Annotated in this window: 27 protein-coding genes; 14 read left to right on the plus strand and 13 right to left on the minus strand. The window is 69.7% G+C overall.

What is annotated here, in order from left to right; translation table 11 throughout:
• Positions 1 to 126: 126 nt before the first annotated feature.
• Positions 127 to 1,101, minus strand: coding sequence for a tripartite tricarboxylate transporter substrate binding protein (locus GXW71_RS17115; RefSeq protein ID WP_211853759.1), 975 nt, complete (start codon positions 1,099 to 1,101; stop codon positions 127 to 129).
• 120 nt (positions 1,102 to 1,221) lie between these two features.
• Between GXW71_RS17115 and GXW71_RS17120 the strand changes: the two genes are divergently transcribed.
• Positions 1,222 to 1,659 (plus strand): acyl-CoA thioesterase, encoded by a 438-nt coding sequence (locus GXW71_RS17120; protein WP_211853760.1) that lies wholly within the window; start codon positions 1,222 to 1,224, stop codon positions 1,657 to 1,659.
• A gap of 23 nt (positions 1,660 to 1,682) precedes the next feature.
• Here GXW71_RS17120 and GXW71_RS17125 read toward each other — a convergent pair whose 3' ends face one another.
• From GXW71_RS17125 to GXW71_RS17140, 4 genes are all read right to left on the minus strand, one after another.
• A complete protein-coding gene (locus GXW71_RS17125) occupies positions 1,683 to 2,087 on the minus strand; it encodes a hypothetical protein (RefSeq protein ID WP_211853761.1) in 405 nt (134 codons plus the stop codon).
• A gap of 88 nt (positions 2,088 to 2,175) precedes the next feature.
• Positions 2,176 to 3,390, minus strand: coding sequence for a hypothetical protein (locus GXW71_RS17130; RefSeq protein ID WP_211853762.1), 1,215 nt, complete (start codon positions 3,388 to 3,390; stop codon positions 2,176 to 2,178).
• Positions 3,387 to 4,355, minus strand: a complete 969-nt coding sequence (locus GXW71_RS17135; protein ID WP_211853763.1) for a hypothetical protein — start codon at positions 4,353 to 4,355, stop codon at positions 3,387 to 3,389. The genes GXW71_RS17130 and GXW71_RS17135 overlap by 4 nt, the downstream gene beginning before the upstream one ends.
• 82 nt (positions 4,356 to 4,437) lie before the next feature.
• A complete protein-coding gene (locus tag GXW71_RS17140; RefSeq protein ID WP_211853764.1) occupies positions 4,438 to 7,248 on the minus strand; it encodes a hypothetical protein in 2,811 nt (936 codons plus the stop codon).
• Between the two features lie 160 nt (positions 7,249 to 7,408).
• Here GXW71_RS17140 and GXW71_RS17145 point away from each other — a divergent pair, with 160 nt between their 5' ends.
• The 10 genes from GXW71_RS17145 to GXW71_RS17190 all read left to right on the plus strand — a co-directional run bounded on the left by GXW71_RS17145 (position 7,409) and on the right by GXW71_RS17190 (position 16,158).
• Entirely contained in the window at positions 7,409 to 8,620 is a 1,212-nt protein-coding gene (locus tag GXW71_RS17145) for an MFS transporter (RefSeq protein ID WP_211853765.1), read from the plus strand.
• 338 nt (positions 8,621 to 8,958) lie between these two features.
• Positions 8,959 to 9,423, plus strand: coding sequence for a PTS sugar transporter subunit IIA (locus GXW71_RS17150; RefSeq protein ID WP_211853766.1), 465 nt, complete (start codon positions 8,959 to 8,961; stop codon positions 9,421 to 9,423).
• 86 nt (positions 9,424 to 9,509) lie between these two features.
• Positions 9,510 to 12,395 carry a monovalent cation/H+ antiporter subunit A gene (locus tag GXW71_RS17155; RefSeq protein WP_246526660.1) on the plus strand — a complete coding sequence of 962 codons (2,886 nt, stop codon included), beginning with the start codon at positions 9,510 to 9,512 and terminating at the stop codon, positions 12,393 to 12,395.
• Positions 12,395 to 12,739 carry a Na+/H+ antiporter subunit C gene (locus GXW71_RS17160; protein WP_211853767.1) on the plus strand — a complete coding sequence of 115 codons (345 nt, stop codon included), beginning with the start codon at positions 12,395 to 12,397 and terminating at the stop codon, positions 12,737 to 12,739. The genes GXW71_RS17155 and GXW71_RS17160 overlap by 1 nt, the downstream gene beginning before the upstream one ends.
• Positions 12,736 to 14,382 carry a monovalent cation/H+ antiporter subunit D gene (locus GXW71_RS17165; protein WP_211853768.1) on the plus strand — a complete coding sequence of 549 codons (1,647 nt, stop codon included), beginning with the start codon at positions 12,736 to 12,738 and terminating at the stop codon, positions 14,380 to 14,382. Before GXW71_RS17160 ends, GXW71_RS17165 begins: the two co-directional genes overlap by 4 nt.
• Positions 14,379 to 14,864: a Na+/H+ antiporter subunit E gene (locus GXW71_RS17170; RefSeq protein WP_211853769.1), complete on the plus strand. Its 486-nt coding sequence runs from the start codon at positions 14,379 to 14,381 to the stop codon at positions 14,862 to 14,864. The genes GXW71_RS17165 and GXW71_RS17170 overlap by 4 nt, the downstream gene beginning before the upstream one ends.
• Complete coding sequence (locus tag GXW71_RS17175) at positions 14,861 to 15,142, plus strand: K+/H+ antiporter subunit F (protein WP_211853770.1); 282 nt, start codon at positions 14,861 to 14,863, stop codon at positions 15,140 to 15,142. Before GXW71_RS17170 ends, GXW71_RS17175 begins: the two co-directional genes overlap by 4 nt.
• The gene (mnhG, locus tag GXW71_RS17180; RefSeq protein WP_211853771.1) at positions 15,139 to 15,489 is read left to right on the plus strand and encodes a monovalent cation/H(+) antiporter subunit G; all 351 of its coding nucleotides are present in this window, start codon (positions 15,139 to 15,141) and stop codon (positions 15,487 to 15,489) included. Before GXW71_RS17175 ends, mnhG begins: the two co-directional genes overlap by 4 nt.
• Positions 15,490 to 15,585: 96 nt before the next feature.
• Positions 15,586 to 15,792 (plus strand): hypothetical protein, encoded by a 207-nt coding sequence (locus GXW71_RS17185; RefSeq protein WP_211853772.1) that lies wholly within the window; start codon positions 15,586 to 15,588, stop codon positions 15,790 to 15,792.
• A 141-nt stretch (positions 15,793 to 15,933) separates the two neighbouring features.
• Positions 15,934 to 16,158 (plus strand): hypothetical protein, encoded by a 225-nt coding sequence (locus tag GXW71_RS17190; RefSeq protein ID WP_211853773.1) that lies wholly within the window; start codon positions 15,934 to 15,936, stop codon positions 16,156 to 16,158.
• Positions 16,159 to 16,307: 149 nt separating this feature from the next.
• On the opposite strand, the gene GXW71_RS17195 is transcribed toward GXW71_RS17190, so the two are convergent.
• The gene (locus tag GXW71_RS17195; protein WP_211853774.1) at positions 16,308 to 16,952 is read right to left on the minus strand and encodes a dihydrofolate reductase family protein; all 645 of its coding nucleotides are present in this window, start codon (positions 16,950 to 16,952) and stop codon (positions 16,308 to 16,310) included.
• 95 nt (positions 16,953 to 17,047) lie between these two features.
• Here GXW71_RS17195 and GXW71_RS17200 point away from each other — a divergent pair, with 95 nt between their 5' ends.
• Positions 17,048 to 17,566, plus strand: a complete 519-nt coding sequence (locus GXW71_RS17200) for a winged helix-turn-helix transcriptional regulator (protein WP_211853775.1) — start codon at positions 17,048 to 17,050, stop codon at positions 17,564 to 17,566.
• A gap of 13 nt (positions 17,567 to 17,579) precedes the next feature.
• Here the strand turns inward: GXW71_RS17200 and GXW71_RS17205 are convergent, their stop codons facing one another.
• Positions 17,580 to 18,137 (minus strand): YcxB family protein, encoded by a 558-nt coding sequence (locus tag GXW71_RS17205; RefSeq protein ID WP_211853776.1) that lies wholly within the window; start codon positions 18,135 to 18,137, stop codon positions 17,580 to 17,582.
• 96 nt (positions 18,138 to 18,233) lie between these two features.
• On the opposite strand from GXW71_RS17205, the gene GXW71_RS17210 reads away from it, so the two are divergent.
• Positions 18,234 to 18,524 (plus strand): DUF1330 domain-containing protein, encoded by a 291-nt coding sequence (locus GXW71_RS17210; RefSeq protein ID WP_211853777.1) that lies wholly within the window; start codon positions 18,234 to 18,236, stop codon positions 18,522 to 18,524.
• Between the two features lie 42 nt (positions 18,525 to 18,566).
• Here the strand turns inward: GXW71_RS17210 and GXW71_RS17215 are convergent, their stop codons facing one another.
• The 3 genes from GXW71_RS17215 to GXW71_RS17225 all read right to left on the minus strand — a co-directional run bounded on the left by GXW71_RS17215 (position 18,567) and on the right by GXW71_RS17225 (position 22,255).
• Positions 18,567 to 18,800, minus strand: coding sequence for a hypothetical protein (locus tag GXW71_RS17215; RefSeq protein WP_211853778.1), 234 nt, complete (start codon positions 18,798 to 18,800; stop codon positions 18,567 to 18,569).
• Between the two features lie 230 nt (positions 18,801 to 19,030).
• On the minus strand, positions 19,031 to 21,169 hold the full coding sequence (glgX, locus tag GXW71_RS17220; RefSeq protein WP_211853779.1) for a glycogen debranching protein GlgX: 2,139 nt from the start codon (positions 21,167 to 21,169) through the stop codon (positions 19,031 to 19,033).
• A 384-nt stretch (positions 21,170 to 21,553) separates the two neighbouring features.
• Positions 21,554 to 22,255 (minus strand): hypothetical protein, encoded by a 702-nt coding sequence (locus GXW71_RS17225; RefSeq protein WP_211853780.1) that lies wholly within the window; start codon positions 22,253 to 22,255, stop codon positions 21,554 to 21,556.
• Between the two features lie 157 nt (positions 22,256 to 22,412).
• On the opposite strand from GXW71_RS17225, the gene GXW71_RS17230 reads away from it, so the two are divergent.
• On the plus strand, positions 22,413 to 23,459 hold the full coding sequence (locus tag GXW71_RS17230) for an ABC transporter substrate-binding protein (RefSeq protein WP_211853781.1): 1,047 nt from the start codon (positions 22,413 to 22,415) through the stop codon (positions 23,457 to 23,459).
• Between the two features lie 37 nt (positions 23,460 to 23,496).
• Here the strand turns inward: GXW71_RS17230 and GXW71_RS17235 are convergent, their stop codons facing one another.
• The 3 genes from GXW71_RS17235 to GXW71_RS17245 form a co-directional block, all read right to left on the minus strand.
• Entirely contained in the window at positions 23,497 to 23,856 is a 360-nt protein-coding gene (locus GXW71_RS17235; RefSeq protein ID WP_211853782.1) for a hypothetical protein, read from the minus strand.
• A gap of 404 nt (positions 23,857 to 24,260) precedes the next feature.
• Positions 24,261 to 24,944: a hypothetical protein gene (locus GXW71_RS17240; protein ID WP_211853783.1), complete on the minus strand. Its 684-nt coding sequence runs from the start codon at positions 24,942 to 24,944 to the stop codon at positions 24,261 to 24,263.
• 68 nt (positions 24,945 to 25,012) lie between these two features.
• Complete coding sequence (locus GXW71_RS17245; protein ID WP_211853784.1) at positions 25,013 to 25,786, minus strand: SDR family NAD(P)-dependent oxidoreductase; 774 nt, start codon at positions 25,784 to 25,786, stop codon at positions 25,013 to 25,015.
• Positions 25,787 to 25,809 lie beyond the last annotated feature (23 nt).

The following is a 25,809-nucleotide window of genomic DNA, read 5'->3' on the forward strand; positions in this document are numbered from 1 at the left end:
CGCTGTCAGGCTGCACCGGGCGCTGCTGTTGGTCGCGCGCGGGGCTGCGTTCGCGGCCCCGGAGCATCGCTTCGCTCGCTCCGCAGGAATGGAGGGCGGCCTGCGGCCGCGGGCTGATCCGCCAGATCAGGTGTTGCGCCAGGGCTTGGCGCGCCAGAGGCCTTGCACGCGTTCGTCGATCTCGAGCGCCATCGCCGCGTATTCGCGCCCGACGACGGGGCGGAGCGGCATGAGCTGGCGCTGCGCCTCGCTGGTGAAGGCGGGATCGGCCAGCGCCTCGCGGAAGGCCGCCACCAGCCGCTCGGTGATCCTGGGCGGCAGGTTGGGCGGCCCGACGATGCCGCGCGACGCGCCGTAGACGATGTCGAGGCCGAGCTCCCGGAAGGTCGGCACATCGGCGGCCTCCGCCCAGCGTGCGCGGTTGGCCTGGGCCAGGATGCGCAGCTTGCCTTCCCGCTTGAGCTGCAGGGCATCGCCGACATTGATGGCGGCGAGGTCCATATGCCCGCCGAGCAGTTGCGGGATCAGCGGCGCCGCGCCGGCGAAGGGGATGTGGATCATCGGCGGAATGCCGGTCGCCGCTTCGAACCCCACCATGAAGATATGGTCGTCGGAGCCGATGCCGGTGGTGCCGAAGGTGAGCTGGCCGGGCCGCGCCTTTGCCATGTCGATGAGCTGCTGCACGTTCTGGATCGGGCTTTCGCTGCGGACGTAGAAGCAGTTCCCGTCCTCGACGATGTTGGCGAGGAAGCTGAACTCCATCGGCCGATAGCGCACCGGCCGCTCCAGCGGGATGGAGTTGTGTGCCGGCAGGGTGGTGGCGCCGAGCGAATAGCCGTCGGGCGCCGCGTTGAAGACGAATTCCAGCCCGAGCTGCCCGGCGGCGCCGGAGCGGTTGATGACGACCGGCCTGAGCCCCGGGATACGCTGCGCCACCAGCGGCATGATCAGGCGCGTCATGACGTCGACGCCGCCGCCGGCTGGGAAGGGGACGGTGATCTCGACCGGCCGTTCGTTCGGCCAGACGGCCTGGGCACGGACGACATGCGGTGCGGCGAGTGCTGCAAGCGTCGCGGCGCCGAGGCTGCGGCGTGTGGTCATGATCTTGGTTCCTCCCGTGGTCTTCTTGCCGGGCAGCCTGCCCTGTTTCGCGTCCCGGGTGGAAGGGTTTGCGTGGCCGGCGGTGGCGCGCATCATGGCGGAAGGACAGAGGAGATGCCGATGGACGACGCGACACGCGCAGCCTTCCAGGTGGAGGGCGACTGGCCGATGGCGCGGCGCCACCGCATCCGCTGGGCGGAATGCGACCTCTACGCGCATGTGAACCACACCGCCTATCTGACGCTGTTCGAGGATCTGCGCGTCGCCTTCTGGGAGGGGCTCGGCGGCAGCTTCGGGCCGGAGGCGATCGGCCCGGTCGTCGGAACCTTGGAGGTGCGCTACCTGAAGCCGGCGGGCTTCGGGGACGAGGTGCTGCTGACCTGCCGCACGGCCTCGGTCCGCCGGTCGAGCTTCGTGCATGAATACGCGATGTGGCGCGCGGATGGGCTGGTCTGCTCGGCGCGGGGGATCATCGTGGTGACCAGGGGACCGGTGAAAGCGGCGATCCCCGATGCGATGCGGGAGGCGATGATCGCCCAAGGGGCGGAGGCGCAGTAGGGCCGGATCGGCCTAGCGGCCCGTCACTCCACGTGCATGGCGGTCGCGAAGACCTTCGGCCCGTCATCGCCGAAGGTGCTCAGGCTGTAGGACTGCCGCCAGGTCGTCAGCAGGGTCAGATCCTCCCGCAGCAGCTCCCAGGTCACGGTGGCCAGCAGGCAGCGGCGGCCCATCCGGGTCACGGTGAGCTGCGACCATCGGCAGGATCGGCAGCCATCATGGTGATAGTGGTCGAGCGCCGCCTGGTAGTAGCGCAGGACATCGCGTTCCGAGGTCAGCGCGACGATCGATCCGTCGCGGCGCAGCGCGACCCCGGGCGTCACGTAGAGGGCCGCGATGCGCCCCGCCTCGAAGGTGGCGAAGGCCTGCGCGAAGCGGCCGAAAAAGGCTTCGGCCAGCGCATGATTGGATGACGTCACTCTCGCCACGGCGGCTCTCCCGCTTGGGGCGCACCGGCTGTCCTGGGCCGGGCCCGGCGGCGAGTGTATCGCCGGACTGCCGCGACGGCGATCATTCCTACCGGCGGTAGCGCGCCGCCACCGCGGACCCCGCCAGGATCTCGAGCACCCGCAACGCATCCGCGAAGCCGTACCGATCTGGAGCCGGCAGCAAGGCGGGCAGGGCGCGTTCCAGCAGTGTGATCGCGGGCGTGAGAGCCTGGTCGAAGCCGCCGCCCTGGCGCAGCCCCCGGCCGGAATTCGCGATGCTCCTGAGCGCGATCGCCGATTTCTCCAGCGCCTCCACCTCCGCATCGGAGACGCTGGCGGCGGTGACCAGCCGTGCCAGCGGCTGCACCAGATGCGCGTTGACCTGATCGCCCAGGCGCTCGGCGCAGGCATCGGCCGCCGCCTGGCGCAGGCTGTGCAGAAGCTGGGCACGCTTCGGCCGGTCGCGGCCGGTGGCGCTGTCCAGATCCTCCAGCACCAGGGCGAAGCGCTCGGCCGCCGTCGCGACCGCCGTCAGGTCCGAGAAGTCGAGGTCCGGGCTGATGCCCGCGAGATACTTGTCGAGCACCTGCTCCGCGATGCCCGCCAGGCTGCGGTCCAGCCCGCCCACGATCGCGATCATCTGGGCGGGGTTCACGACATAGGGCAGCAGCGCCGAGAGCACGATGCCGACCGCCTCCGGCCCATCCTGCGCGACCGTGCGGAAGGCGATGCGCAGATCCTGCTCGCGCAGGCCGTCGGCGCCCGCGAGGCGGAGCTTCCAGAGCGCCGGCCCATGCCGCCAGAGCGGCTTGCAGGTCTCGGCGATGAAGGGGAAGCCCTGGGGCGGGAGGCCTGCCTCCGCCCAGCCGGCGGGCGGCGCCCCCGGAAAGCTCCGTGCCGCGGCGGTCCAGAGCGCGGCGCCGAGCTCGCTCACCATCTGCCCGTTGCTGAGGCTCCGGCCCGCCAGCGCGTCCGCCACGGCCTGGAAGACCCGGGGCTCGGCGGCGCGCAGCGCGGCCATCAGCGGCACGATCGCGGTACGTGGCACCTGGCCGGGCGCCGGCCGCCAGTCCCGCGCATTGAGCAGCACGGCATCGAGCGGCAGGAACAGCAACCGCGGGACATTCAGCGTCCGCTCGGGCCGGAGATGCTTGAGCCGCACCCGCACCGGCCCGAGGATCGCATCCGCGGCGCCCCGCTCCGGCATGGCATCGACCATGCTGACCAGCTTGATGATCTGGTTGTCGGTCGCCTGGCGGGCCGCGTGGCCCAGGTCGCGCAGCGATTTCGGCAGCGTGCTCATGGGGCATGGAGCCAATCGCAGAGCGCCGCCTCGCAGAGCCGCGTGTCGATGGTGCGGAGCGCGTTTTGTGGCGTGCGCGGCTCCGGGATGCCACCGAGCGCGGCACAGCCGGGCCAGGCCAGCGCCTCCGCCGCCGCCGGCGGCGCCAGCGCGTAGATCCGCCGCAACGCCTGGAGCTGCGCGTCGCCGGCAGCGGCGCGCCAGAGACAGGCGATCAGCTCCCAGCCATCCAGGACCCAGCCGGCGCGCTGGGCGAAAGCGAGCAGCGCGATGCCGTTCGTGCGCCAGACGGCGAGGATGGCGGGCAGGTCGGCGGCGAGGGCGTGCATGGCGGCGATCAAGGCGGAGGCGGCTTCGGCGACCGCGACGGCACGTGCGGCGAGCAGGGCCGCCCGGTTGCGATCCTCGTCGAAAGGGCAGGTCTGCCGCCAATGGCTCAGCATCTGCGCGAACTCCAGGAGGCGCCCGGCCCGGCGCGCCAGCGGCGCGCCGCCGCCGCCGATCCCACAGTCACGGAACAGCGGCAGCAGCTCCCCCGCGCCCCGGGCCCGCTGTTCGAGCTGCGCGGTGGTGAAGGCGTCGAGGCTGCGCATCCCGGTCACATAAGCCTGCGCCGCGCGCAGCGCCGCACGCCCGGCAAGCCCGGCGCCGGCGACCCGCAACGCGGCGGCGGTCATCGTCTCCGGCAGGATCTCCTCGGCGCCGAGGCCGGCGACCAGCATGCGGTCCGCGATCGTGGGCGAGAAGGCATCCATCACCGCCGCCCAGGGCACCACCAGCCAGCCGGCCCGCCCGGAGGGGTTCGGGATCAGCAGCTCCACCTCGCCCTTGCCGGCGGGACGGAGACGGGTGCCGAACAGGGCCGGGGTGGTGAAGGCCGCGCAGACGCCCCGATCGGCGCAGCGCGGCGGCACCGTCACTTCGGCGGCGTAGCGTTCCAGCAATCGGAGATCGGCGGGTCCCATATGTCCGGAGACTGCCAGGGCGGGGTTCAGCAAATGCTTAAGGCGGGCCTCGTCTCCCGCGCGGGATGCGGCGCCGCCGGTCTCAGCTTGTCTTCAGATAGGCCTGCAGGGCGACGCTCTGGCGCGCGCGGCGGTCGCCGGCGGATTGGTGCATGCCGATCGCATCGGTATCCAGCAGCATCGCGAGCGCGGTCAGGGCGGGGTTGGTGGTCGCGGCCGCCCCTGTCCGGCTGCCGCCGACCGCCCCGGGGTAGAGCGCGGCCAGGTCGGCCAGGGTGTAGGTTTGGCCGGAACTCGGTTGCAGCGCGGCCGCGCCGGTCGTGCCGCCGGCCATCCGGAAGGCGCCGATCGCATCAGCCAGGGCATCGAGCGGCACCGTGGGCGCGTCCGGCTGGCCGATGGTCGTCACCGCCGGCCGAGTGGCGCCGGAAAGGCCAGTATAGAGGGCGGCATCCCGCACCACCCTGAGGAAATCGGCCTCATCGGCACCGGGTTCGGTGCGGAGCGCGGAGGCAGCGTTGATGGAACGGCTGCCGGTGACATTGGCGGAGATCTGCACCGCCGGGCTGTCGATGATGTTGGTGAGGCCGCCGCCGAGCTCCGGCGTGCCGGCGCGGGCGACGACGACGATGTCCTGCTTGGTGCCGTTCGGCCCCGCGACATAGAGCAGCGAGTTGAATTCGAGCGGCGAGAAGTCGACCTGGCCGGTGACATCCTGTCCGTTGAGCATCAACCGCCCGCCGCCGCCGGCCACCGGATCGTCGCGCAGCGCGACGCGGTAGCGCTCGACGGTGTCCCAGGCCTTGGCGCCCGCGCTGAACAGCTCATGCACCGAGAAATTGTCGCCGGCCTCGGCCGTGAAGTTGCCGACGGTCGTCAACGCCGGCCGGGTGGTGCCGGAGATGCCGGTGAACAGGTTGGCGTCCTGCACGATTTTGAGGACATTCGCCTCATCGGCGCCGGGCTGGGTCCGCAGTGCGGAGGCGGCGTTGATGGAACGGCTGCCGGTGACATTGGCGGAGATCTGCACCGCGGGGCTGTCGACGATGTCGGTCAACCCGCCGCCGAGCTCCGGCGTGCCGGCGCGGGCGACGACCACCAGATCCTGCTTCGTCCCGTTGGGCCCCGCGACATAGAGGAGCGAGTTGAACTCGAGCGGTGAGAAGTCGATCTGGCCGGTGACGTCCTGGCCGTTGAGCATCAACCGCCCGCCGCCGCCGGCCACCGGATCGTCACGCAGCGCGACGCGGTAGCGCTCGACGCTGTCCCAGGCCTTGGCGCCGGCGTCGAAGAGCTCATGGACGGAGAAGCTGTCGCCGGCTTCGGCAGTGAAGTTGCCGACCGTCGTCAGCGCCGGCCGGGTGGTGGTGGAGATGCCGGTGAACAGGTTGGCGTCCTGCACGATCTTGACGAAGTTCGCCTCATCGGCACCGGGCTGGGTGCGGAGCGCGGAGGCGGCGTTGATCGAGCGGCTGCCGGTGACGCCGGCGGTGATCTGCACCGCCGGGCTGTCGACGATGTCGGTGAGGCCACCGCCGAGCTCGGGCGTGCCGGCGCGGGCGACGACCACGATGTCCTGCTTCGTCCCGTTCGGACCGGCGACATAGAGCAGCGAATTGAATTCGAGCGGTGAGAAGTCGACCTGGTCGGTGACGTCCTGGCCATTGAGCATCAGCCGCCCGCCGCCGCCCGCCGCCGGGTCGTCGCGCAGCGCCACCCGGTAGCGCTCGACGCTGTCCCAGGCACTGGGCCCGGCATCGAAGAGCTCATGCACCGAGAAGCTGTCACCGGCCTCGGCGGTGAAGTCGCCGACGGTGGTGACCGCGGGACGCTTGGTCGAGGAGATGCCGGTATAGAGTTCGGCGTCCTGGGCGATCTTGATGAAGTTCGCTTCATCGGCACCGGGCTGGGTGCGCAGCGCGGAGGCGGCGTTGATGGAACGGCTGCCGGTAACCTCGGCGGAGATCTGCACCGCCGGGCTGTCGACGATGTCGGTCAACCCGCCGCCGAGCTCCGGTGTGCCGGCGCGGGCGACGACGACGATGTCCTGCTTGGTGCCGTTCGGCCCCGCGACATAGAGCAGCGAGTTGAACTCGAGGGGCGAGAAGTCGACCTGGTCGGTGACGTCCTGGCCATTGAGCATCAGGCGTCCGCCGCCGCCCGCCGCCGGGTCGTCGCGCAGCGCCACCCGGTAGCGCTCGACGGTGTCCCAGGCCTTGGGCCCGGCGTCGAAGAGCTCGTGCATCGAGAAGCTGTCGCCGGCCTCCGCGGTGAAGTTGCCGACCGTGGTGACGGCCGGGCGCTTGGTCGAGGAGATGCCCGTGTAGAGGTTGGCGTCCTGGGCGATCTTGATGAAGTTCGCCTCGTCGGCGCCGGGCTGGGTGCGCAGCGCGGAGGCGGCATTGATCGAACGGCTGCCGGTGACATTGGCGGAGATCTGGACGGCCGGGCTGTCGACGATGTTGGTGAGCCCGCCGCCGAGTACCGGCGTGCCGGCGCGCGCGACGACCACCAGGTCCTGCTTCGTCCCGTGGGGCCCCGCGACATAGAGCAGCGAGTTGAATTCGAGCGGCGAGAAGTCGACCTGGTCGGTGACGTCCTGGCCGTTGAGCATCAGCCGCCCGCCGCCGCCGGCCACCGGATCGTCCCGCAGTGCCACCCGATAGCGTTCCACGGTATCCCAGGCCTTGGCGCCCGCGCTGAACAGCTCATGGACGGAGAAGCTGTCGCCGGCTTCCGCGGTGAAGCTGCCCGAGGGCAGGGGCGCCCGTACATCCACGATGTCGGCGACGCCGGGGGTGGCGCCGCCGGAGGCGGAACCGGAGCCGTTCGCCACATAGCCAGGCTGATAGCCGGCATAGAATGGCGGAATGCCGCTCGGCACGGATGTCATGCGCGACGCGCTCCTTCCTGCCGGCCGGGCAGGTGCGATGAGCCACCAGCAATGCAGGAGGGAGTTTAACCGGCGATTAACCGCACGGCGCCGTGCGGGACCGCCCTGTCCTCGGGCGCGGCGGGGCCGCATGATCGCGCGGTGAGCGGCGGTGGGCCCCATGTCCGGAAAAGCAGCGAACATCGCCCTGATCGCGGCGGCCCAGGTCCTGGCCCTGTCGCTCTGGTTCTCCGGCACCGCGGCGGGCCCCGGCATGGCGCGGGAGGCGGCGGTGAGCGCCGGCTTCCAGGCGCTGCTCACCAGCGCGGTGCAGGCGGGCTTCGTCTGCGGCACGCTGGCAAGCGCGATCCTCGCCTTGCCGGACCGGGTGGATCCGCGGGTCTTCTTCGCCGCGGCTTCGGTGCTGGGGGCGGCCGCGAATGCCGCGATGCTGGCGCTGCCGCCCGGGGCCGATGCGATGATCGCGGCGCGCTTCGTGACCGGGGCAGCGCTCGCCGGGGTCTATCCGGTCGGCATGAAGCTGGCCGCCGGCTGGGCCGACCGCGGCGACACCGGGCTCGTTGTCGGCATCCTGGTGGGCGCGCTGACCCTCGGCTCCGCCTCTCCGCATCTGGTGAACGGGCTCGGCGGGCTGGACTGGCGGCTGACCCTCGGCGCCGCCTCCCTCGCGGCGCTGGCCGGCGCGGCGCTGATCGCCCCGGTGCGGCTCGGCCCCCGGCACGCCCCGGCGCCGCCCTTCGCCTTCTCCGCCGCGACCCGGCTCTGGCGCAACCGCGGCACCCGCTTCGCGACGCTCGGCTATCTCGGCCATATGTGGGAGCTCTACGCGATGTGGACCTGGGTCGGGCTCTACCTCGCCGCCAGCTTCGCGCAATCGCGCGGCGGCGCCAGCGTGGATGCGGCGGAAGCGGCGCTCGCCACCTTCGCGGTGATCGGGACGGGCGCCATCACCTGCGTCGCGGCCGGCCTGCTGGCCGACCGCATCGGCCGGGTGCGGGTCACGGTGGCGGCGATGGCCTGCTCCGCCACCTGCTGCCTGCTGGCGGGCCCGGCCTTCGGCCTGCACCCGGCGCTGACCATGGTGCTCTGCCTGGTCTGGGGCATCACGGCAGTGGCGGATTCACCGCAATTCTCCGCGGCCGTCGCGGAGCTGTCCGACCCTGGGCTGACCGGGACCATGCTGACCTTGCAGACCAGCCTCGGCTTCCTGCTGACCCTCGTCACCATCCACTTGATGCCCTGGCTGGTGGTCCGGGCGGGCTGGGGCGGCGCCTTTGCCGCGCTGGCGATCGGGCCGGCGCTCGGCTGCCTCGCGATGCGGCACCTGGGCCGGAGCCCGGCGGCTGCCCAACTCGCGGGTGGGCGGGGATAGCGGCCTGGAGCGTGATGATTTGAGGCGGAATCGTCCGAAAAGTCCGAATCACGCGGTCAAACGGCGGGCTGGAGCATGATGCGCGAGCGCTTGCGCGCCTATCATGCTCCAGCGGGAGCCGTGCCGAGGGTCATCGGCCTTAAACTTGACCTGTCGAAGACTTAACTTAGTTTGCGCGGCGGCCGCCGCCGAGCTTTGGCAACCGCGGCCGCGACTGGTGAATCCCCGAAGGGCCCGCATGGCGCGGCTTGCCCGGCCGCGCGCTCGACGCGGCCATCCCGGCCGGAAATGCCCCTCCTGGGCGGGCCGCGGAGGCTTCGGACCTGTAGGAGACGTGCATGGCAATCGCTGACCTGTTCCCGGACGCGAAGGGCGTTCTCCACCTGGCGCCGGCCAATAAGGACGAATTGCTCGGCACACTCGCCACCGAAGCCGCCCAACGCCTCGGCCGGCCGGTGCAGGAGATCCTGGACGCGCTGCAGGGGCGGGAGCGGCTTGGCTCCACCGCGCTCGGACGCGGCATCGCGATGCCGCATGCGCGGCTGCCGGGGCCGGACGCCAAGCTCGCGATCCTGGCGCGGCTCGACCGCCCGATCGAATTCGACGCCCGCGACGGGGAACCGGTCGACCTGGTCTTCCTGGTGCTCTGGCCGGAGGATGCGTCGGAGGGCTTCCTGCCGGCGTTGTCGGGGATCTGCCGCGCGTTGCGCGACACCCACTTTCCCCGCCAGCTCCGCCAGGCGAAGTCGGCGGAAGAAGCGCTGCTGCTGTTGCGGGAGGCCGATACGCCGCACGCCGCCTGAGCCTCGCCGGAGGTCTGAATCGGCCGCCCGTCCTTGGAGGCCAACAGCCGGAGTTCTGCCACCCCAGCATCCGGAGCCTGCCGCGGTTGCCGTCCCATGACCTGTTTCTCGCGACCGCGGTCGCGCTTCCCTTCCTCGGCGCGCTGATCGCGGCGCTGCTGCCGTCCAATGCCCGCAACCTCGAGGCCTGGCTGGCCGGCGGCGTGGCGCTCGCCGTGCTGCTCATGGTCTGGCTCTGCTACCCGGCGGTCGCCGCGGGCCAGGTCCTCCGCACCGAGATCCCCTGGGTCCCGACGCTCGGCCTCGACCTCGTGCTGCGCATGGATGGCTTCGCCTCGGTCTTCGCGGCGATGGTCGCGGGCATCGGCTTCCTGGTCGTGCTCTACGCCCGCTACTACATGGCGCCCGAAGATCCGGTGCCGCGCTTCTTCGCCTTCCTGCTGGCCTTCATGGGCGCCATGATGGGCCTGGTCCTGTCCGGGAACCTGATCCAGCTCGTCTTCTTCTGGGAGCTGACGAGCCTCTTTTCCTTCCTGCTGATCGGCTATTGGCAGCATTCGGCGGCGGCACGCGACGGCGCCCGCATGGCGCTGACCGTGACCGCGACCGGCGGCCTCGCGCTCTTCGCGGGTGTGCTGGTGCTCGGTCATATCGTGGGCAGCTACGACCTCGACCGGGTGCTCGCATCCGGCGACCGGGTCCGCGAGCACCCGCTCTACCTGCTGGCGCTCGGCCTGATCCTGGCGGGCGCGCTGACCAAGAGCGCGCAATTCCCCTTCCATTTCTGGCTGCCGCAGGCGATGGCGGCGCCGACGCCGGTCTCCGCCTATCTGCATTCCGCGACCCTGGTGAAGGCGGGCATCTTCCTGATGGCGCGCCTCTGGCCGGTGCTGGCCGGGACCGATGCCTGGTTCTGGACGGTCGGCACCGCGGGGCTCGCGACCCTGTTGCTCGGCGCCTATGTCGCGATCTTCCAGCACGACATGAAGGGGCTGCTCGCCTATTCGACGATCAGCCATCTCGGCCTGATCACGCTGCTGCTCGGCCTCAACAGCGAGCTCGCGATGGTGGCCGCGATCTTCCACACGCTGAACCACGCGACCTTCAAGGCCTCCCTCTTCATGGCGGCCGGGATCATCGACCACGAGACCGGGACGCGCGACATCCGGCGCCTGAGCGGCCTCAACCGCTCCATGCCCTTCACCGCGCGGCTGGCGCTGGTCGCGGCCGCCGCCATGGCCGGGGTGCCGCTGCTCAACGGCTTCATCTCCAAGGAGATGTTCTTCACGGAGGCGCTGACCGCGACCACCGGCACTTTCACGCTGCTGCATGCCGCCCTGCCGATCGCGGCGACCATCGCCAGCATCTTCGCTGTCACCTATTCGCTGCGCTTCGTGCACGGCGCCTTCTTCGGCCCCGACACCGATGCGCTGCCGAAAACCCCGCACGAGCCGCCGCAATGGATGCGCGTGCCGGTGGAGGTGCTGGTCTTCGGCTGCATGGTGGTCGGCATCCTGCCGGCGGCGACCATCGGCCCCTTCCTCGACGTCGCGGTGCGCTCGGTGCTGGGCGGCGCGACGCCGGAATACAGCCTGGCGGTCTGGCACGGCTTCAACCTGCCGCTGATCATGAGCCTCGGCGCGCTCGCCGGCGGTGTCCTGCTCTATCTGCTGCTGCAGCGCCACCTGAATGCCGGCGTCGAGGGCACGCCGCTGCTGGAACGCTGGGACGGGCGGCGGATCTTCGACGACGTCATGGTCTTTCTCTCCTGGCGCTTCGCCCGCACCCTGGAGCGGCTGCTCGGCACCAGGCGGCTGCAGATGCAGCTCCGGCTGCTGGTCATCCTCGGCTTCGTCGCTGCCGCCTGGGCGCTGTCGCCGCATGGCCTCCGACCCGGGCCGGTCGCCATGACCGGCATCGACCCCGCGATCGCGATCATCTGGGCGGTAGGTGCCGCCTGCGCGATCGGCGCCGCCTACCAGGCCAAGTACCATCGCCTGGCGGCGCTGATCCTGCTCGGCGGTGTCGGCCTGGTCACCTGCATGACCTTCATCTGGTTCTCCGCCCCCGACCTGGCGCTGACCCAGTTGCTGGTGGAGGTGGTGACGACGGTGCTGCTGCTGCTCGGCCTGCGCTGGCTGCCGAGGCGGATCGAGAGCCGGGGTGCGGGCGACCTGCGCGCCCGGCTGCGCCGCTGGCGCGACATCATCATCGCGGCGGTCGCCGGGGCGGGGCTCTCGGCGCTCTCCTACGCGACCATGACCCGCGCCTCCCCCGACGGGATCTCCCGCTTCTTCCTGGAACGCGCCTATTCCGAGGGCGGCGGCACCAATGTGGTCAACGTCATCCTGGTCGATTTCCGCGGCTTCGACACGCTGGGCGAGATCGTGGTCGTCGGTGTCGTGGCGCTGACCGTCTTCGCCCTGCTGCGCCGCTTCCGCCCGGCCCGCGAGAGCATCGAGGTGCCGGAGCAGCAGCGCGATGAGGAGGGCAGCCGCGACGGCGACTGGCTGATGATCCCCGCCGTCATCATGCGGCTGCTGTTCCCGGCGATCGGCGTCATCGCGATCTACCTGCTGCTGCGCGGGCATGACCTGCCGGGCGGCGGCTTCGTCGCCGGCCTCACCTTCTCGGTCGCGATCATCCTGCAATACATGGCCGGCGGCGCCCGCTGGGTGGAGGACCGGTTGCGCGTGCACCCGCTGCGCTGGATGGCTGCGGGGCTGCTGCTGGCGGCCGGCACCGGCATCGGCGCCGCGGTCTTCGGCCGGCCCTTCCTGACCTCCTTCTTCGCCTATGCGGATCTCGGCTGGCTCGGCAAGCTGCCGATGGCGAGCGCCATGGCCTTCGACATCGGCGTCTTCGCACTGGTCTTCGGCGCCACGGTGCTGATCCTGATCGCGATCGCGCACCAGTCGGTGCGCAGCCAGCGGGCGGCGCCCCGCCTCGAGCAGCCGGCGGGGGACGCCTGATGGAATTCATCCTCGCCCTCAGCATCGGCGTGCTCGGCGGCTCCGGCGTCTGGCTGGTGATGCGGCCGCGCACCTTCCAGGTCATCATCGGGCTGTCGCTGCTCTCCTACGCAGTCAACCTCTTCATCTTCAGCATGGGCCGATTCCCAATCGGCGCACCGCCGGTGCTGGAGCCGGGCACCGCCGGCGACCCCGCGCATTTCGCCGATCCGGTGCCGCAGGCGCTGGTGCTGACCGCGATCGTCATCGGCTTCGCGACCACGGCCCTGTTCCTCGTCGTGATGCTGGCCTCCCGCGGGCTCACCGGGGGGGATCATGTCGACGGCAGGGGGCGCGACGAATGAGTGCGCTTTCCCAGCACCTGGCGATCCTCCCGATCCTGCTGCCGCTGATCGCCGGCGCCATCATGATCCCGCTGGACGACCAGCGACGCCGGCTGCGGGCCGGCATCGGCATCGCCTCCGCCCTGGCGCTGCTCGTCATCGCCATCCTGCTGATGGTGCGGGCCGGGGCATCGGAGGGCAGCCACGCCGCGGTCAGCGTCTACCGGCTCGGCGACTGGCCGGCGAAGTTCGGCATCGTGCTGGTGGTCGACCGGCTCTCGGCGCTGATGCTGGTGCTGACGGCGTCGCTCGGCCTCGCCGCGCTGGTCTTCTCGACCGCGCGTTGGGAGCGGATGGGGCCGCATTTCCACGCGCTGTTCCAGTTCCAGCTCATGGGCCTCAACGGCGCCTTCCTGACCGGCGACCTGTTCAACCTCTTCGTCTTCTTCGAGGTGCTGCTGGCCGCCTCCTACGGGCTCGCGCTGCACGGGTCGGGCATCGCGCGGGTGAAGGCGGGGCTGCACTACATCGCCATCAACCTGGCGGCGTCGCTGCTGTTCCTGATCGGCGTCAGCATGATCTACGGCGTGGTCGGCACGCTCAACATGGCCGACCTCGCCGCCCGCATCCCGGCCATCCCGGCCGGCGACCGGCCGATCCTGGAAGCGGGTGCGGCGATCCTTGGCATGGCCTTCCTGGTCAAGGCCGGGATGTGGCCGCTCGGCTTCTGGCTGCCGACCACCTATGCCGCGGCGAGCCCGCCCGCGGCCGCGATCTTCGCCATGATGAGCAAGGTCGGCGTCTATGCGGTGCTGCGCCTGTCGCTGCTGCTGTTCGGTGAGGATGCCGGCGCCTCCGCCGGCTTCGGCGAAGGCTGGCTGCTGGCGGGCGGGATCATGACCATCGGCTTCGGCGCGGTCAGCGTGCTGGCGACACAGGACCTGCCGCGGCTGGCCGGCGCCAGCGTCATGATCTCCTCCGGCACCCTGCTCGCCGCCGTCGGCGCCGGGCAGGTGAGCGTGACGGGCGGCGCCCTCTATTACCTCGCGAGCTCGGCGCTCGCGGTCGGTGCGCTGTTCCTGCTGATCGAGCTGCTGGAGCGCGGGCGCGATGTCGGCGCCGACGTGCTGGCCGTGACGCTCGAGGCCTTCGGCGACGGCGAGGAGGATGAGGATGCCGGCGAGGCGGAGGAGGTCGGCGTCGCCATCCCCGCGACCATGGCGATCCTCGGCGCCTGCTTCCTCTGCTGCGCCCTGCTGCTGGCCGGTCTGCCGCCGCTGTCCGGCTTCATCGCCAAGTTCGCGATGCTGAGCGCGGTGCTGAATCCCGCGGGTCTCGGCACTGCGGCGGCGGCCGCCGTGGTGCCGGCCGCGAGCTGGGGCTTCCTCGCCGCGGTCATCCTCTCCGGGCTGGCGACCGTGCTGGCGACGACCCGCGCCGGCATCCGCAACCTCTGGGCCGTGGCGGACCGCGTGGTGCCGCGGGTCAGCGTCATCGAGATCGCGCCGGTGCTGTTCCTGCTGCTGCTCTGCATCGGCATGACGGTCCAGGCGGGGCCGGTGATGCGCTACATGCAGGCGGCCGCCGCCGAGCTGCACGCGCCGCACGCCTATGTGCGGGACGTGCTGGCACCGGCCGGCGCCCGCGGCGAGGTGCGGCCATGAGGCGGTTGCTGCCCTATCCCTTCGTCTCCGCAGCACTCTTCCTGCTGTGGCTGCTGCTGAACGAGAGCGTGGCGCCTGGCACAGCGCTGGTCGGCGCCGTGCTTGCCCTGCTCGGCGGCTGGAGCTTCGCGCTGCTGGAGCCGGGGACGGCGCGGGTGCGCCGCCTCGGCACCGCGCTCCGGCTGCTGGGCCTGGTTCTGGCGGATGTCGTGCGGTCGAACATCGACGTGGCGCGCATCATCCTGGGTCCGCACCGGGTCCACCGCTCGGGCTTCATCGAGATCCCGCTCACGCTGCGCAACCCGCAGGGCCTGGCGGCGCTCGCCTGCATCCTGACCGCGACGCCCGGCAGCGCCTGGGTGGAATATGATTCGGGGGAGGGGATGCTGCTGCTGCATGTGCTCGACCTCGCGGATGAGGCCGCATGGGTGCGCACCGTCAAGGATCGATACGAGGCGCCGCTGATGGAGATCTTCCCGTGAGTGAGGCATTGCTGACCTGGTCCCTGCTGATCGCGCAGGTGATGCTCGGCCTCGCCATGGCCTGCGCGACCTGGCGCGTGCTGCGCGGACCGCGGGCGCAGGACCGGGTGGTGGGGCTCGATGCGCTCTACCTGAACGGCATGCTGCTGCTGCTGGCCTTCGGCATCCAGTCCGGCACCGTGATCTATTTCGAGGCGGCGCTGGTGATCGCGATCCTCGGCTTCGTCGGCACCGCGGCCTTGGCGAAATTCCTGATGCGGGGCGAGGTGATCGAATGACCGGGGCCGTGGATCTGCCGATCTGGGCCGCGGTGCCGGTCGCGCTGCTGCTGCTGGTGGGCGCCGCGCTGACGCTGATCGGCTCCATCGGCCTGCTGCGGCTCAGGAGTTTTTATGAGCGCGTGCATGCGCCGACCCTCGGCAGCTCGCTCGGCGTCGGCTGCGTGCTGCTCGCCTCGATGCTGTTCTTCTCCGTGCTGCAGACGCGCCTCGTGGTGCATGAGGTGCTGATCGGCCTCTTCGTCGTCGCGACCACGCCGGTGACGCTGATGCTGCTGGCCCGCGCGGCGCTGTATCGCGACCGCCAGGAAGGCAGCGACCAGGTGCCGCGCCGGCAGGAGCGCTGAGGCCCGCTTCCGGATTTCCCTCCGCGGCCCATGCCTTGCATGGCAAATTCGCCCGGGCCGATCGCCTGAGCCGATTCGAGCCGAGAGGAGGCGCGCATGTGGCTTCCGCCACCCGACCAGGTCTACGGGCAGATGTTCAAGGGCATGCTGGCCAACCCCTGGGACAACCCCTGGACGCGGATGATGCAGCGATACTGGCTGGAATGCTGGCGGATCGCCTTCGCTCTGCCGCCCGCGCCTGCCGCGCCGCCGGCCGTGCCGGCAACCGCCGAGATCCGGCACCTGCCCAAGCGGCGGCGCTGACCGCCTGGACGGGGCGCAGGTGTTGCGCGAAAGCAACCCGGCGCGCTTCCGGGCGCGCCTCCATTCCTCGTGACCCATCGCCCGTGAACCGTGCCGCCGGTCCTTCGTTCAGGGGGCTCCACCCCTGCGGAGGTAGGACGGATGCCGGTCTTCGACATTCCTCTCGTACGACGCGATGCCAAGCCTTCTGGCAGCGATGAGCTCGGCCAGGCGGTTGTTTCGGTCGAGGCGACCAACGTCAAGGCGGCGGTCAAGCGGGCTGAGTCGCAGTTTCCACGCTGGACCGTGAACCAGGACGCCCCGATCGGTTCCAGCCCGATCCCGGATGGGGAGCGGCTATCCAAGATCCTGCGGATCTGGGAGTAGAGCGTGATCGCTTGCGGCGGAATCGCCGCAAAGCGTGAATCACGCGATCAAGCAAAATCCTGGAGCGTGATCGTTTCCGCTCGAGCGATCACGCTCCATGGGAAGGGGCCGGGCGGCAGCGCCGCTCCGGCCCCTTTCCGCGACAGGCATCACGCCTGCTTCCTCACCATGAGATGCGTCGCGGCGGGTGTGGAGACACGCTCCGTGCAGGCATAGCCGAGCGCCGGCAGATCGATGCCGGCGAAGAAGTTCTCGCCGCGGCCGAGCAGCACCGGCGAGACCGCAAGGTGCATCTCATCGATCAGCCGTGCGCGCAAATATTGGTGGACGGTGGCGGTGCCGCCGCCGATGCGCACATCCTTGCCGGCGGCGGCAGCCTTCGCCTGGGCGAGCGCGCTTTCGATGCCGTCGGTCACGAAGTGGAAGGTGGTGCCGCCTTCCATGGTGATGGGCGCGCGCGCGTGGTGGGTCAGCACGAAGACCGGCACATGATAGGGTGGGTTGTCGCCCCACCAGCCCTTCCAGCTCTCATCCGGCCAGGGACCGCGCACCGGGCCGAACATGTTCCGCCCCATGATCCAGGCGCCGACATTCTCGAAGCTGCGGGCGGCGAAATCATCATCGATGCCGGTCTCACCGTCCTTGCCGGACAGCTGCCGAAATGTCCGGGTGGGGAAGAGCCATCCGTGCAACGCCTCCCCACCCACCCCGAGTGGCTCCTTCAGGCTCTGATCGGGACCGGCTCCATAGCCGTCGGCGGAGATGGTGAAGGCACGGACGCTCAGCCTTGACATGACGGGCTCCCTTGGCGCTTACTGATTGCGATTAGCAACCAGAGTGTTGGCAGAAGCGGTTTTAAAATGCAAGCGGTTTTTTGCGGGTGGGAGTCATGAAGGTGGAGGAGGCAGGCCGCTCCGGCTGCCCGATAAACCTGACGCTGGAGGTACTGGGCGACCGGTGGAGCCTGATCCTCATCCGCGACATCATGTTCGGGAACCGGCGCCATTTCCGGGAACTGCTGAGCCTCTCGGATGAGGGTATCGCCTCCAATATCCTAGCCGACCGGCTGAAGCGGCTTATGGAGCGGGGGCTGCTGACCAGGCGTGACGATCCGACTCACAAGCAGAAGGCGATCTACAGCCTGGCCGAGCCCGCCATCCAGCTGGTGCCGTTGCTGGCGCATATGGCCGCCTGGGGAAGGCGCCACATGCCGGTGACGGAGGAGCTCTCGATCCGTGCCGAGCTGCTGGAGGATGGCGGGCCGCCGATGTGGGAAGCCTTCATGGACGAACTGCGGCATCTGCACCTGGATGCGCCGAAGCCGGCGCGCTCCGTCTTCCAGGAACTGCGGCAGGCCTATGAGGCAGTGCTGGCGAAGAAGGCGGTTGCTGCGGGAGCCGCGCGCTGATCCTGCCCGTGGCTCAGCGCGATATTATGCGGGACCGCAGCCATTGCAGGTCCTCGTCCGGGATGGCCTCGATCGGCAAGGTGTTGAACTGGCCGGGGCCGCTGAAGATCATCCAGTAACCGGGCCTTTCCCAGATCTCCGTGAGGCTTGTCCATGGCAGCAGGCCGCTGCCGAGGGCGGAAGCGACGGCGAGCCCGTCCTCGCAGAAAGCGATCTCCGCGACCGGGCTCGGCATGCGGCGGAACCTGCCGACCGTATTGGCGTGGTGCGCCCGCCACCCCGCGACCACGAAGAGCACCGGCAGGAGAGCGGCGACGCCGATGATGCCGAGCAGCCAGCTGCGATCGCCGGTCCAGAGCAGGTAGGCGAAGAGCAGGAGCATGAGGAAGGCGACCAGCCAGAGGGCTTTCTGTTCGCGCAGGAACCGCCGGCGGACATAGCTGCGCACCGCGTCCCGGACGATCGCCTCGGTATAGGTGACGCGGTAGGTCCGATCGCCGGTCACGGCATCGCTCCGCCTGGATGACGCGGTATCCTCATGCTGCGCCTCGGTGCCGCCTGGATCGGACATGGGTGGTGACCTCACCTGTGCCCTTGAGCATATCGCGCCACCGAACGGGTTGGTAACCGGGCGCCTGTCCAATGACGACGGGAGGAGAACCCGCCCATGCCGGCCTATGTGATCTTCGATGTCGAGATCCGCGATACGGAGCGCTACCAGGCTTTCATGGCGCAGGTGAAGCCGGCCCTGAAAGCCGCCGGCGCCCGCTATCTGGCGCGCGGCGGTGCGCACAAGGTGCATGAGGGGGATTGGCAGCCGCGCCGGATCGTCCTGCTGGAATTCCCGTCGATTGCCGCCTTCGAGGAGTTCTATGAGGGCCCGGTCTATCAGGGCCTGAAGGAGGTCCGGGAGGCCTGCAGCGCTGCGCGGCTGGTCAGCGTGGAAGGGCTTCCTTAGCCACGCAGGTCGACCGCGCGCTCTGACGCAGGACGGCCAGTTTCAGGAATCCGCCCCGTCGCCCAGCCCCTCGCGCAGCGCCAGATAAGCCGCGCGTTTGCACGCATTGCCGGAGGCGAGATCAGCCAGGCGGCGGCGCAAGGCCGTGAGGACATCCCGGCCCCCTGCGTCATCCGCGTTCCGCCATCGCCATGCCCAGAGCTGGAGTTCCTCGCAGGCAATGCCCGCGTGAATCCGCGTCTCGGCTTCCGAGAGAAAATCGTCCTCCTTTTCCATGCCGCGCTCCCGTTCCAAGGCGACCGACAAACCCATCCGGGTGCCATCGGTTGCCTGGTCGGTCCTCAGAGACCTTTTGAAAAAGGCTGCGGGTCGGTCTGGCGGGTCTTTTCCGCCCCTGGCGTACCGGCTTCCTCGCCGATGCCACCAGCATCGGCTGCGTCAGCCGACACACCAGGGACGAAAAATCCCTCGCCAGTCCTCCGCCGCCGCCTTTTCCAAAAGGTCTCTCAGCCCGTGCGCAGTTGGAAGAGTATCAACGAACGGCCGGGCACCTTGTATTTCTGGCCGACGCGGAAGACCTCCTCCTTGTCGTCCTTGCTGCCGAAGAGGTGGGTGTCGAGCAGTCGCAGCCAGGACCTGGCGCCTTCGCTTCGCGGCAGCTTGAAATCCACCGCATCGTGGTGCGCGTTGACGATGAGCAGCAGCGTCTGGTCATGCGCCGGGACGCGGATGCCCGTCTCCTGGGCGCGGCCATCCAGGATGCGGGCCAGGCAGCGGGTGTTCGGATCCTCCCAGTCCGAGGCGTCCATCTCCTCGCCGCCGGGCTTGAACCAGGCGAGCGCCTTGCTGCCGCTCGCCTCATGGTACTCGCCGGTCAGGAAGCGGCCGCGCCGGAGGACCGGAAGCCGCTCCCGCAGCGCCGCCAGGCGCTGCACGAAGGCGAGGAGCCGGCGGTTTCCGTCGCCCCAATCCCAGTCCAGCCAGGAGATCTCGTTGTCCTGGCAATAGGCATTGTTGTTGCCTTGCTGGGTGCGGCCAAACTCATCGCCGGCGAGCAGCATGGGCGTGCCCTGCGACAGATAGAGCGTCGCCAGCATGTTGCGGATTTGCTGTTCCCGGATCGCGTTGATCCCGGGGTCGTCGGTCGGGCCTTCCACGCCGTGATTGAAGGACCGGTTGTGGGAATGCCCATCCCGGTTCTCTTCGCCATTCGCCTCATTGTGCTTCTCGTTGTAGGTGACGAGGTCGTTGAGCGTGAAGCCGTCATGCGCGGCGATGAAGTTGATGCTCGCCCATGGCCTGCGGCCGCGGTGATTGAAGAGGTCCGCGGATCCGGACAGCCGGTTGCCGAGATCGGCCGCCATCCCCTCTTCCCCGACCCAGAAGCCGCGCACCGTGTCGCGGAACTTGTCGTTCCATTCCGCCCAGCCCGGCGCGAAGTTGCCGACCTGATAGCCGCCCGGCCCGATATCCCAGGGCTCGGCGATCAGCTTCACATCGGTCAGCACGGGGTCCTGCATGCAGGCCTTGAGGAAGGCGGACTGCGTGTCGAAGCCATCCGGCTCGCGCGCCAGGATGGTGCCGAGGTCGAAGCGGAAGCCATCGACATGCATCTCGTTCACCCAGTAGCGCAGGCTGTCGGTGACCATCTGCAGCACGCGGGGATGGTTGAGGTTCACCGTGTTCCCGGTGCCGGTGTCGTTGATGTAGTAGCGCTTCCGGTCGGGCAGCAGGCGGTAATAGCTGGCGTTGTCGATGCCCTTGAAGGAGAGCGTCGCGCCGAGCTCATTGCCTTCGGCGGTGTGGTTGTAGACCACGTCCATGATGACCTCGAGCCCGGCATCGTGCAGCCGCGCCACCATTTCCTTGAACTCGGAGAAGGCGAAATCGGGGGTGCGCGCATAGCGCCGCGCCGGTGCGAAGAAGCCGAGCGAGTTGTAGCCCCAGTAGTTCACCAGGCCCCTGCGCACCAAGTGATCGTCGTTGAGGAAGAACTGGATCGGCAGGAGCTCGACCGAGGTCACGCCGAGCGACTTGATGTGCTGGATCATCTCCCGGCTGCCGAGGCCGGCATAGGTGCCGCGCAGCTCCTCCGCCAAGGCAGGGTGCCGCGTGGTGAGGCCCTTCACATGGGCTTCGTAGATCAGCGTGCGTTCCCACGGCACGCGCGGGCGGCGGTCATTGCCCCAGGTGAAGGCCGGATCGACGACGCGGCATTTGGGCATGAAGGCGGCGCTGTCCCTGTCGTCGAAGGACAGATCGCCGGCCTCATGGCCGATCGTGTAGCCGTAGAGCGCCGGGTTCCATTCGAGGTCGCCCACATGCGAGAGCGCGTAGGGATCGAGCAGGAGCTTGTTCGGGTTGAAGCGATGCCCCTGCTCGGGATCGTAGGGGCCGTGGACGCGATAGGCATAGATCGTGCCGGGCCGGGCGTCCGGCAGGAAGCCGTGGAAAACCTCGTTCGTGTATTCCGGCAACTCGATCCGCTCGAGCTCCGTCGTGCCGGAGAGGTCGAAGAGGCAGAGCTCGACCTTGGTCGCATGGGCGGAGAACAGGGCGAAGTTGACCCCGAGGCCGGTCCAGCTCGCGCCGAGCGGGTTCGGGCGGCCCTGCGTGACGCGGGATTGGTTGATGGCAGGTCCCAATGGGAGGCTCCTCGGCAATCGCTGGCTGTGAAAGATCCGGCGCGTCGGCGCCGCAAGGCCTTACCGCGAGGGCGGACCAACCCATGGATACGGGTGCGCTGACCGTGCCGGCATCCACGAGGGACACCGCTTGGTGAGCTTGCGTCCGCGGATAGTGTCCGCGAAGTAGAGCATCTGGCCGCAAGCCCGGCAGTGGAACAGCATCATAAAAACGCACCGTTTCGGATCTCATCCGGAAACTCCGGCGAGCGCCTGCGGTTGCGTTGCGGCTGCGAGGAACCGGATCTGTGGATGGCCCGCCTCGCGGGATGGACGGACGAGAAGGTGGGGACAGCGCGGCCCGGCGGCCTGCGCGACCGACTTCGCGTTCCGGCTCTGACTAGGTCAGGCCTGCACGTCCAGCAGCAGGCCTGGTCCGGACTGGCCCGCCTCGGCCGCCAAGCGGGGGAAGGCGAAGAAGTTGACCTTCGTGCCGTCGGCCTCGGTGGTGAAGGAGAGCGGCGCCGCCGTGACGTCGCTGTGGTCATCCTCGCCGCCGGCCTTCTCCTCGCGCAAGGCCTTGTCCAGCATCGCCACGATCGCCGCGGCAACCTGGTCCTTCGGCGACAGGGCGTCCTTGCCCTCCGCAGCCGCGCCGTCCTTCGCGTCGTTCATGCCGAGCGCCTGGCGCAGCACGTCGCGGTGATAGGTCGTCTTGCCGTCATCCGTGATGGTGTAGCCGAGCGAAGCCGGATCGTCGGAGGCGAGGGCGCGGGCCAGCTCGCTGGCGCTCATGACGGTCGCCATGAACCCGCCGCCGGGCACTTCCATCGTGAATAGCACCGCATCCTGGCCAGCCGCCCGCCGCGTCGCGAGCTCGCCGAGCAGGCCGCTCATGACCTCCTCGGCTTCATCGGCCGGCAGGGTGTCCAGGCCGGGGGCCAGGGCGGCCATCATCTCGCCCAGTTCCTTGCTCGTGAAGCTGCCGCGCTGCCGGCTCGCGACCTGGTCGAGCAGGGTCGGGGGCGCCGCCGCCGACGCGCCCTTGTCCGAGCCCGCGGTGAGCGGCTGAAGGGCGAGGGCCGAGGTGGCGCCGATGGCGTTCATGCCGCCATCGTCGCGCCGCCGCGTTAGGTTTGTGTAAACCTGGGCGCCGGGCCGCTCCGCCCATCGGGGTTTGCAATCGCTGGCCTCTGCCCCGAGCATGCATCGCCGCACCGCCGGAACAGGCGGGCGGCGGGATGGAACGGACAGGAGGCCGGGGATGACACGGTTCGGCAGGCGGAGCGTCTTCGCGATCGGCTTCGGACTGACGGCGGCGGCGAGGGCGGCGGCAGAGGCGCTGCCCGAGCATGAGCGTGCGCTCTATGACGCGGCGCAGCGCGAGGGCGAGCTCACCTGGTACACAGGGCAATTCTCCGCCGAGACATCGGAGGCGGTCGGCCGCGCCTTCACCGAACGCTACCCGGGCGTGCGGGTGAACGTGACACGCAGCACGTCCCAGGTGGCGTATCAGCGCCTGTCGCAGGACATGCGGGCGCGCACCGCGCAATGCGACATCTTCGCCTCCACCAATTACGGGCACTTCTCCGTCCTCAAGCGGCAGGAGGCGCTGCTGCGTTTCCGCCCGCGCAATGCGGATGGGCTGCTGGAGAGCATCCGCCACGCTGACCCGGAGGATTTTTATCAGGCCTCCTACATCGGCCTCTACATGATGGCCTTCAACACGACCCGGGTGAACGAGGCCGATGCGCCCAAGGCCTGGCGGGACGTGCTGGATCCGCGCTGGCGCGACCAGCTCTCGGTCGGGCATCCCGGCTATAGCGGCGCGATCGGGCTCTGGGCCGTGCAGATGCGCAAGATGTTCACCTGGGACTATTTCACGCAGTTGGAGCGCAACCGCCCGATGATCGGGCGGTCCAGCCAGGACCCGATCACGACGCTGAACGCGGGCGAACGCGCGGTCGCCGTCGCGGCGCCGAGTGCCACGACCCTGCTCAGCATCAGCAGAGGCAATCCGCTGAAGCTGATCTATCCGACGGATGGCACGCTGCTGGTCTCCGCACCCGCGGCGATCCTGCACAATGCGCCGCATCCGAATGCCGCGAAGCTGTTCCAGGAATTCACGACTGGCCCCGGCTACAGCCAGGTGGCGCGGCGCTACTTCAGCCAGTCGCTCCGCCCCGACGTGCCGCCGCCGGAGGGATCCCGGCCGCTGGCGGAAGTGACGCTGATCGCGCCGACGCTCGCGGAAGCGGAGACCGGCGTGCCGGAGGTGCGGGAGCGGTGGCGGGATACCTTTGGGGTGTGAGGTGCTTCGCCGAAGCCGGTGGCGCCATCACCCGTGACTACCAGCGGCGATAATGGCCCCGGCCGTAGTGGCGGCCCCGATGATAGTGGTGGCCGCGGCCATAGTGGGAGCGCCCGTGATAGTGGCGCCCGCTGGAGCCGACGATGGCGGCCCCGGCCGCCAGCCCCACCACGCCCGCGGCCACGGCGGCGCCGACATTGGCGTCCTGCTGGGCCTGGGCGCGCTCGGCCGAAGCAGCCTGCTGCAGGTAGGCGGCATCCTGGCAGGCCTGCTGATAGCCCTGCTGGCAGGCAATGCTTGCCTGGGTTGCCTGCTGCTCGACAGGGCCGGGCGCCACGACGCAGCCGGCCACACTCACTGCCGCCAGCACGGCAACCAAGCGGGATGGTCGGTGCATGGGGAACTCCTTTCGACGGTGAAGCTGCTGAACCTCAGCCTGTGGCCTCGATGGGCATTCTGCAAACGCAACTAACCTGCCTGTCATGCGCCGCACCGGCCCGGCTTCGCAAGATCCGAAGCCATCAAACATAACGGAGCCGACAATTTGGGCTGCCGCCTGGAAGTGCGGCGGCGGGCGCATCCACCTCGAAGCCGGATTCCATGAGAAGATCCTTCGGTCGATCCCAATGCCTTTCTCGCCACAATTCCTTATGTTACGACAGTGGCGCGCGCGAAAATTCGCGCAACGGGCGGGCTGTCCCGTTCATCGGCCGCTGACCGCCGCATTTTCAGCCAGGATACGGCATGATTTTCCGGCGCGATCCCTTCGGGGTGTAATGGGGGACGCCGGCGCGGCCTCCGCTACGGCCCGATGGCGGTGAGGGCGACGCTGCAATCGCGTGCCACGGTCGCCGAGGGGTTGCCGGGGTCGAAGACATCGGACTGCGCCAAGGCGATGCAGAGCGCTGAGGCCCGCGCGGGCCAGGCTTCACGGGCATCGGCCGACTGGTTCCCGGGCAGGAAGCGGGCCTGCAGCGGATCCAGATGCAGGTGGGCCGAGAAGCGCGGCCCATCGGCGCCGGCGTGCCGATCCGCCTGTGCCGGATCAGCGGAGAGAAGCGCCACCTCGCCGGCCATGCCGACCCCGATGATAACGACGAGCCCTGCGCCGGCGTGGTGACGGAGCGCGTGCAGGGCCGCGAACGCGGCCGGGACCAAGATCGCGGGCGGCTGCGGACCGGCGGCGAGCTCAAGCACCGCAGCCTGCTCCTGCAGCAGGCGCTCCCGCACGTCGCGCCCCATTGCGCCGAGCGATGGTCCGTCATGGACGACCAGGGCCGCGGCATCGCCCACGGCCCAGCCGGCGGGATAGAGGAGCAGCCCGCTTTGCGGCCCGTGCCATGCCTGCCCGCCATGCACAGCCGCGTCGAACTCCAGCAGCGCGTATTCCGCGAAACCCTCCGCGGCGGACGCCGTCCGGTTGGCGGCGCCGAGCAGCAGCGCCGCCAGGGCGAGCACGGAAAAGGACATCAAGCGCGCCGGCATCGCTGCACCTCCTGTGCGGCTTGCGGCGCAGCTTTGCGCCATGGGCCCCGAGGTGGCGGTGCCTTGCGTCACATGTCGGGCAGGGCGATGCCGGAGAGCTCCGCGCAGAGCGCCAGCAGGCGGTCCTGCAGCGCGGGGTCCTGCGCCTCGGGGTTCGGGGCGCGCCGCTTCAGGTGGTAGAAATAGGCGCCGGTCACGCGGGCCTTCGGGTCCTCACTGGCGGCGAGCCAGGCCTGGGTGCGATGCGCCTGGTCCATGTCATCAGGCGCGCCCGGGCCGCCCATCTTCGTCGGCACCCAGCCCGGCTCCAGCGCATTCGACAGCACATCCGGCCAGCGGCGGGCGATGGCGAAAGCGAGCATGGCGTCGTGCAGCTTGCTCTCGGCATAGGCGGTGGAGCCGTTCCAGCGCCGCTTGCGCCACAGGATGTCGTCGAGATTGGCCTGCGCCTGGTGGTGCATGCCGGAGCTGAGATAGACGAGCCGCCGCGGCCGCTCGATCAGCGCGGTCAGCACATAGGCCGACAGCGTGTTGATCGCGAAGAGATGCGGCAGGCCATCCGCGGTCAGGCGGTGGCTTTCGCGATAGCCGACCGCGGCATTGTGGATCACCGCGTCGAAGCGGCCGAGCGCATTGACCCGCTGCGCGACATCCTTCGCACCCTGGATGGTCTCGAGGTCACCTTCCAAGACCGCCTCGGCCCGGGGCAACTCGCGCCGCGTTTCCTCGGCGCGGGCGGCGTTGCGGGCGTGCAGCACGACCTGGTGGCCCTGCTCGCCCAGCAGCTGGCCGGCCATCAGGCCGAGGCCGGCCGAGGAGCCCGTGATGAAGATGCGGGACATGGGCCCAGCCGGGCGCGCCTTCG

It is taken from the genome of Plastoroseomonas hellenica, from assembly GCF_018129085.1.
GTDB lineage: Bacteria > Pseudomonadota > Alphaproteobacteria > Acetobacterales > Acetobacteraceae > Plastoroseomonas > Plastoroseomonas hellenica.

Excerpts from the sequence above, each read along its gene's own strand:
- GXW71_RS17215 (WP_211853778.1), bottom strand. The coding sequence starts at position 18,800 with ATGGAAAAGGAGGACGATTTTCTCTCGGAAGCCGAGACGCGGATTCAC.
- GXW71_RS17140 (WP_211853764.1), bottom strand. The coding sequence starts at position 7,248 with ATGACATCCGTGCCGAGCGGCATTCCGCCATTCTATGCCGGCTATCAG.
- GXW71_RS17230 (WP_211853781.1), top strand. The coding sequence starts at position 22,413 with ATGACACGGTTCGGCAGGCGGAGCGTCTTCGCGATCGGCTTCGGACTG.
- GXW71_RS17210 (WP_211853777.1), top strand. The coding sequence starts at position 18,234 with ATGCCGGCCTATGTGATCTTCGATGTCGAGATCCGCGATACGGAGCGC.
- GXW71_RS17120 (WP_211853760.1), top strand. The coding sequence starts at position 1,222 with ATGGACGACGCGACACGCGCAGCCTTCCAGGTGGAGGGCGACTGGCCG.
- mnhG (WP_211853771.1), top strand. The coding sequence starts at position 15,139 with ATGACCGGGGCCGTGGATCTGCCGATCTGGGCCGCGGTGCCGGTCGCG.
- GXW71_RS17130 (WP_211853762.1), bottom strand. The coding sequence starts at position 3,390 with ATGAGCACGCTGCCGAAATCGCTGCGCGACCTGGGCCACGCGGCCCGC.
- GXW71_RS17170 (WP_211853769.1), top strand. The coding sequence starts at position 14,379 with ATGAGGCGGTTGCTGCCCTATCCCTTCGTCTCCGCAGCACTCTTCCTG.
- GXW71_RS17190 (WP_211853773.1), top strand. The coding sequence starts at position 15,934 with ATGCCGGTCTTCGACATTCCTCTCGTACGACGCGATGCCAAGCCTTCT.
- GXW71_RS17200 (WP_211853775.1), top strand. The coding sequence starts at position 17,048 with ATGAAGGTGGAGGAGGCAGGCCGCTCCGGCTGCCCGATAAACCTGACG.
- GXW71_RS17225 (WP_211853780.1), bottom strand. The coding sequence starts at position 22,255 with ATGAACGCCATCGGCGCCACCTCGGCCCTCGCCCTTCAGCCGCTCACC.
- GXW71_RS17115 (WP_211853759.1), bottom strand. The coding sequence starts at position 1,101 with ATGACCACACGCCGCAGCCTCGGCGCCGCGACGCTTGCAGCACTCGCC.
- GXW71_RS17235 (WP_211853782.1), bottom strand. The coding sequence starts at position 23,856 with ATGCACCGACCATCCCGCTTGGTTGCCGTGCTGGCGGCAGTGAGTGTG.
- GXW71_RS17195 (WP_211853774.1), bottom strand. The coding sequence starts at position 16,952 with ATGTCAAGGCTGAGCGTCCGTGCCTTCACCATCTCCGCCGACGGCTAT.
- GXW71_RS17165 (WP_211853768.1), top strand. The coding sequence starts at position 12,736 with ATGAGTGCGCTTTCCCAGCACCTGGCGATCCTCCCGATCCTGCTGCCG.
- GXW71_RS17240 (WP_211853783.1), bottom strand. The coding sequence starts at position 24,944 with ATGCCGGCGCGCTTGATGTCCTTTTCCGTGCTCGCCCTGGCGGCGCTG.
- GXW71_RS17135 (WP_211853763.1), bottom strand. The coding sequence starts at position 4,355 with ATGGGACCCGCCGATCTCCGATTGCTGGAACGCTACGCCGCCGAAGTG.
- GXW71_RS17160 (WP_211853767.1), top strand. The coding sequence starts at position 12,395 with ATGGAATTCATCCTCGCCCTCAGCATCGGCGTGCTCGGCGGCTCCGGC.
- GXW71_RS17150 (WP_211853766.1), top strand. The coding sequence starts at position 8,959 with ATGGCAATCGCTGACCTGTTCCCGGACGCGAAGGGCGTTCTCCACCTG.
- GXW71_RS17185 (WP_211853772.1), top strand. The coding sequence starts at position 15,586 with ATGTGGCTTCCGCCACCCGACCAGGTCTACGGGCAGATGTTCAAGGGC.
- GXW71_RS17205 (WP_211853776.1), bottom strand. The coding sequence starts at position 18,137 with ATGTCCGATCCAGGCGGCACCGAGGCGCAGCATGAGGATACCGCGTCA.
- GXW71_RS17245 (WP_211853784.1), bottom strand. The coding sequence starts at position 25,786 with ATGTCCCGCATCTTCATCACGGGCTCCTCGGCCGGCCTCGGCCTGATG.
- GXW71_RS17145 (WP_211853765.1), top strand. The coding sequence starts at position 7,409 with ATGTCCGGAAAAGCAGCGAACATCGCCCTGATCGCGGCGGCCCAGGTC.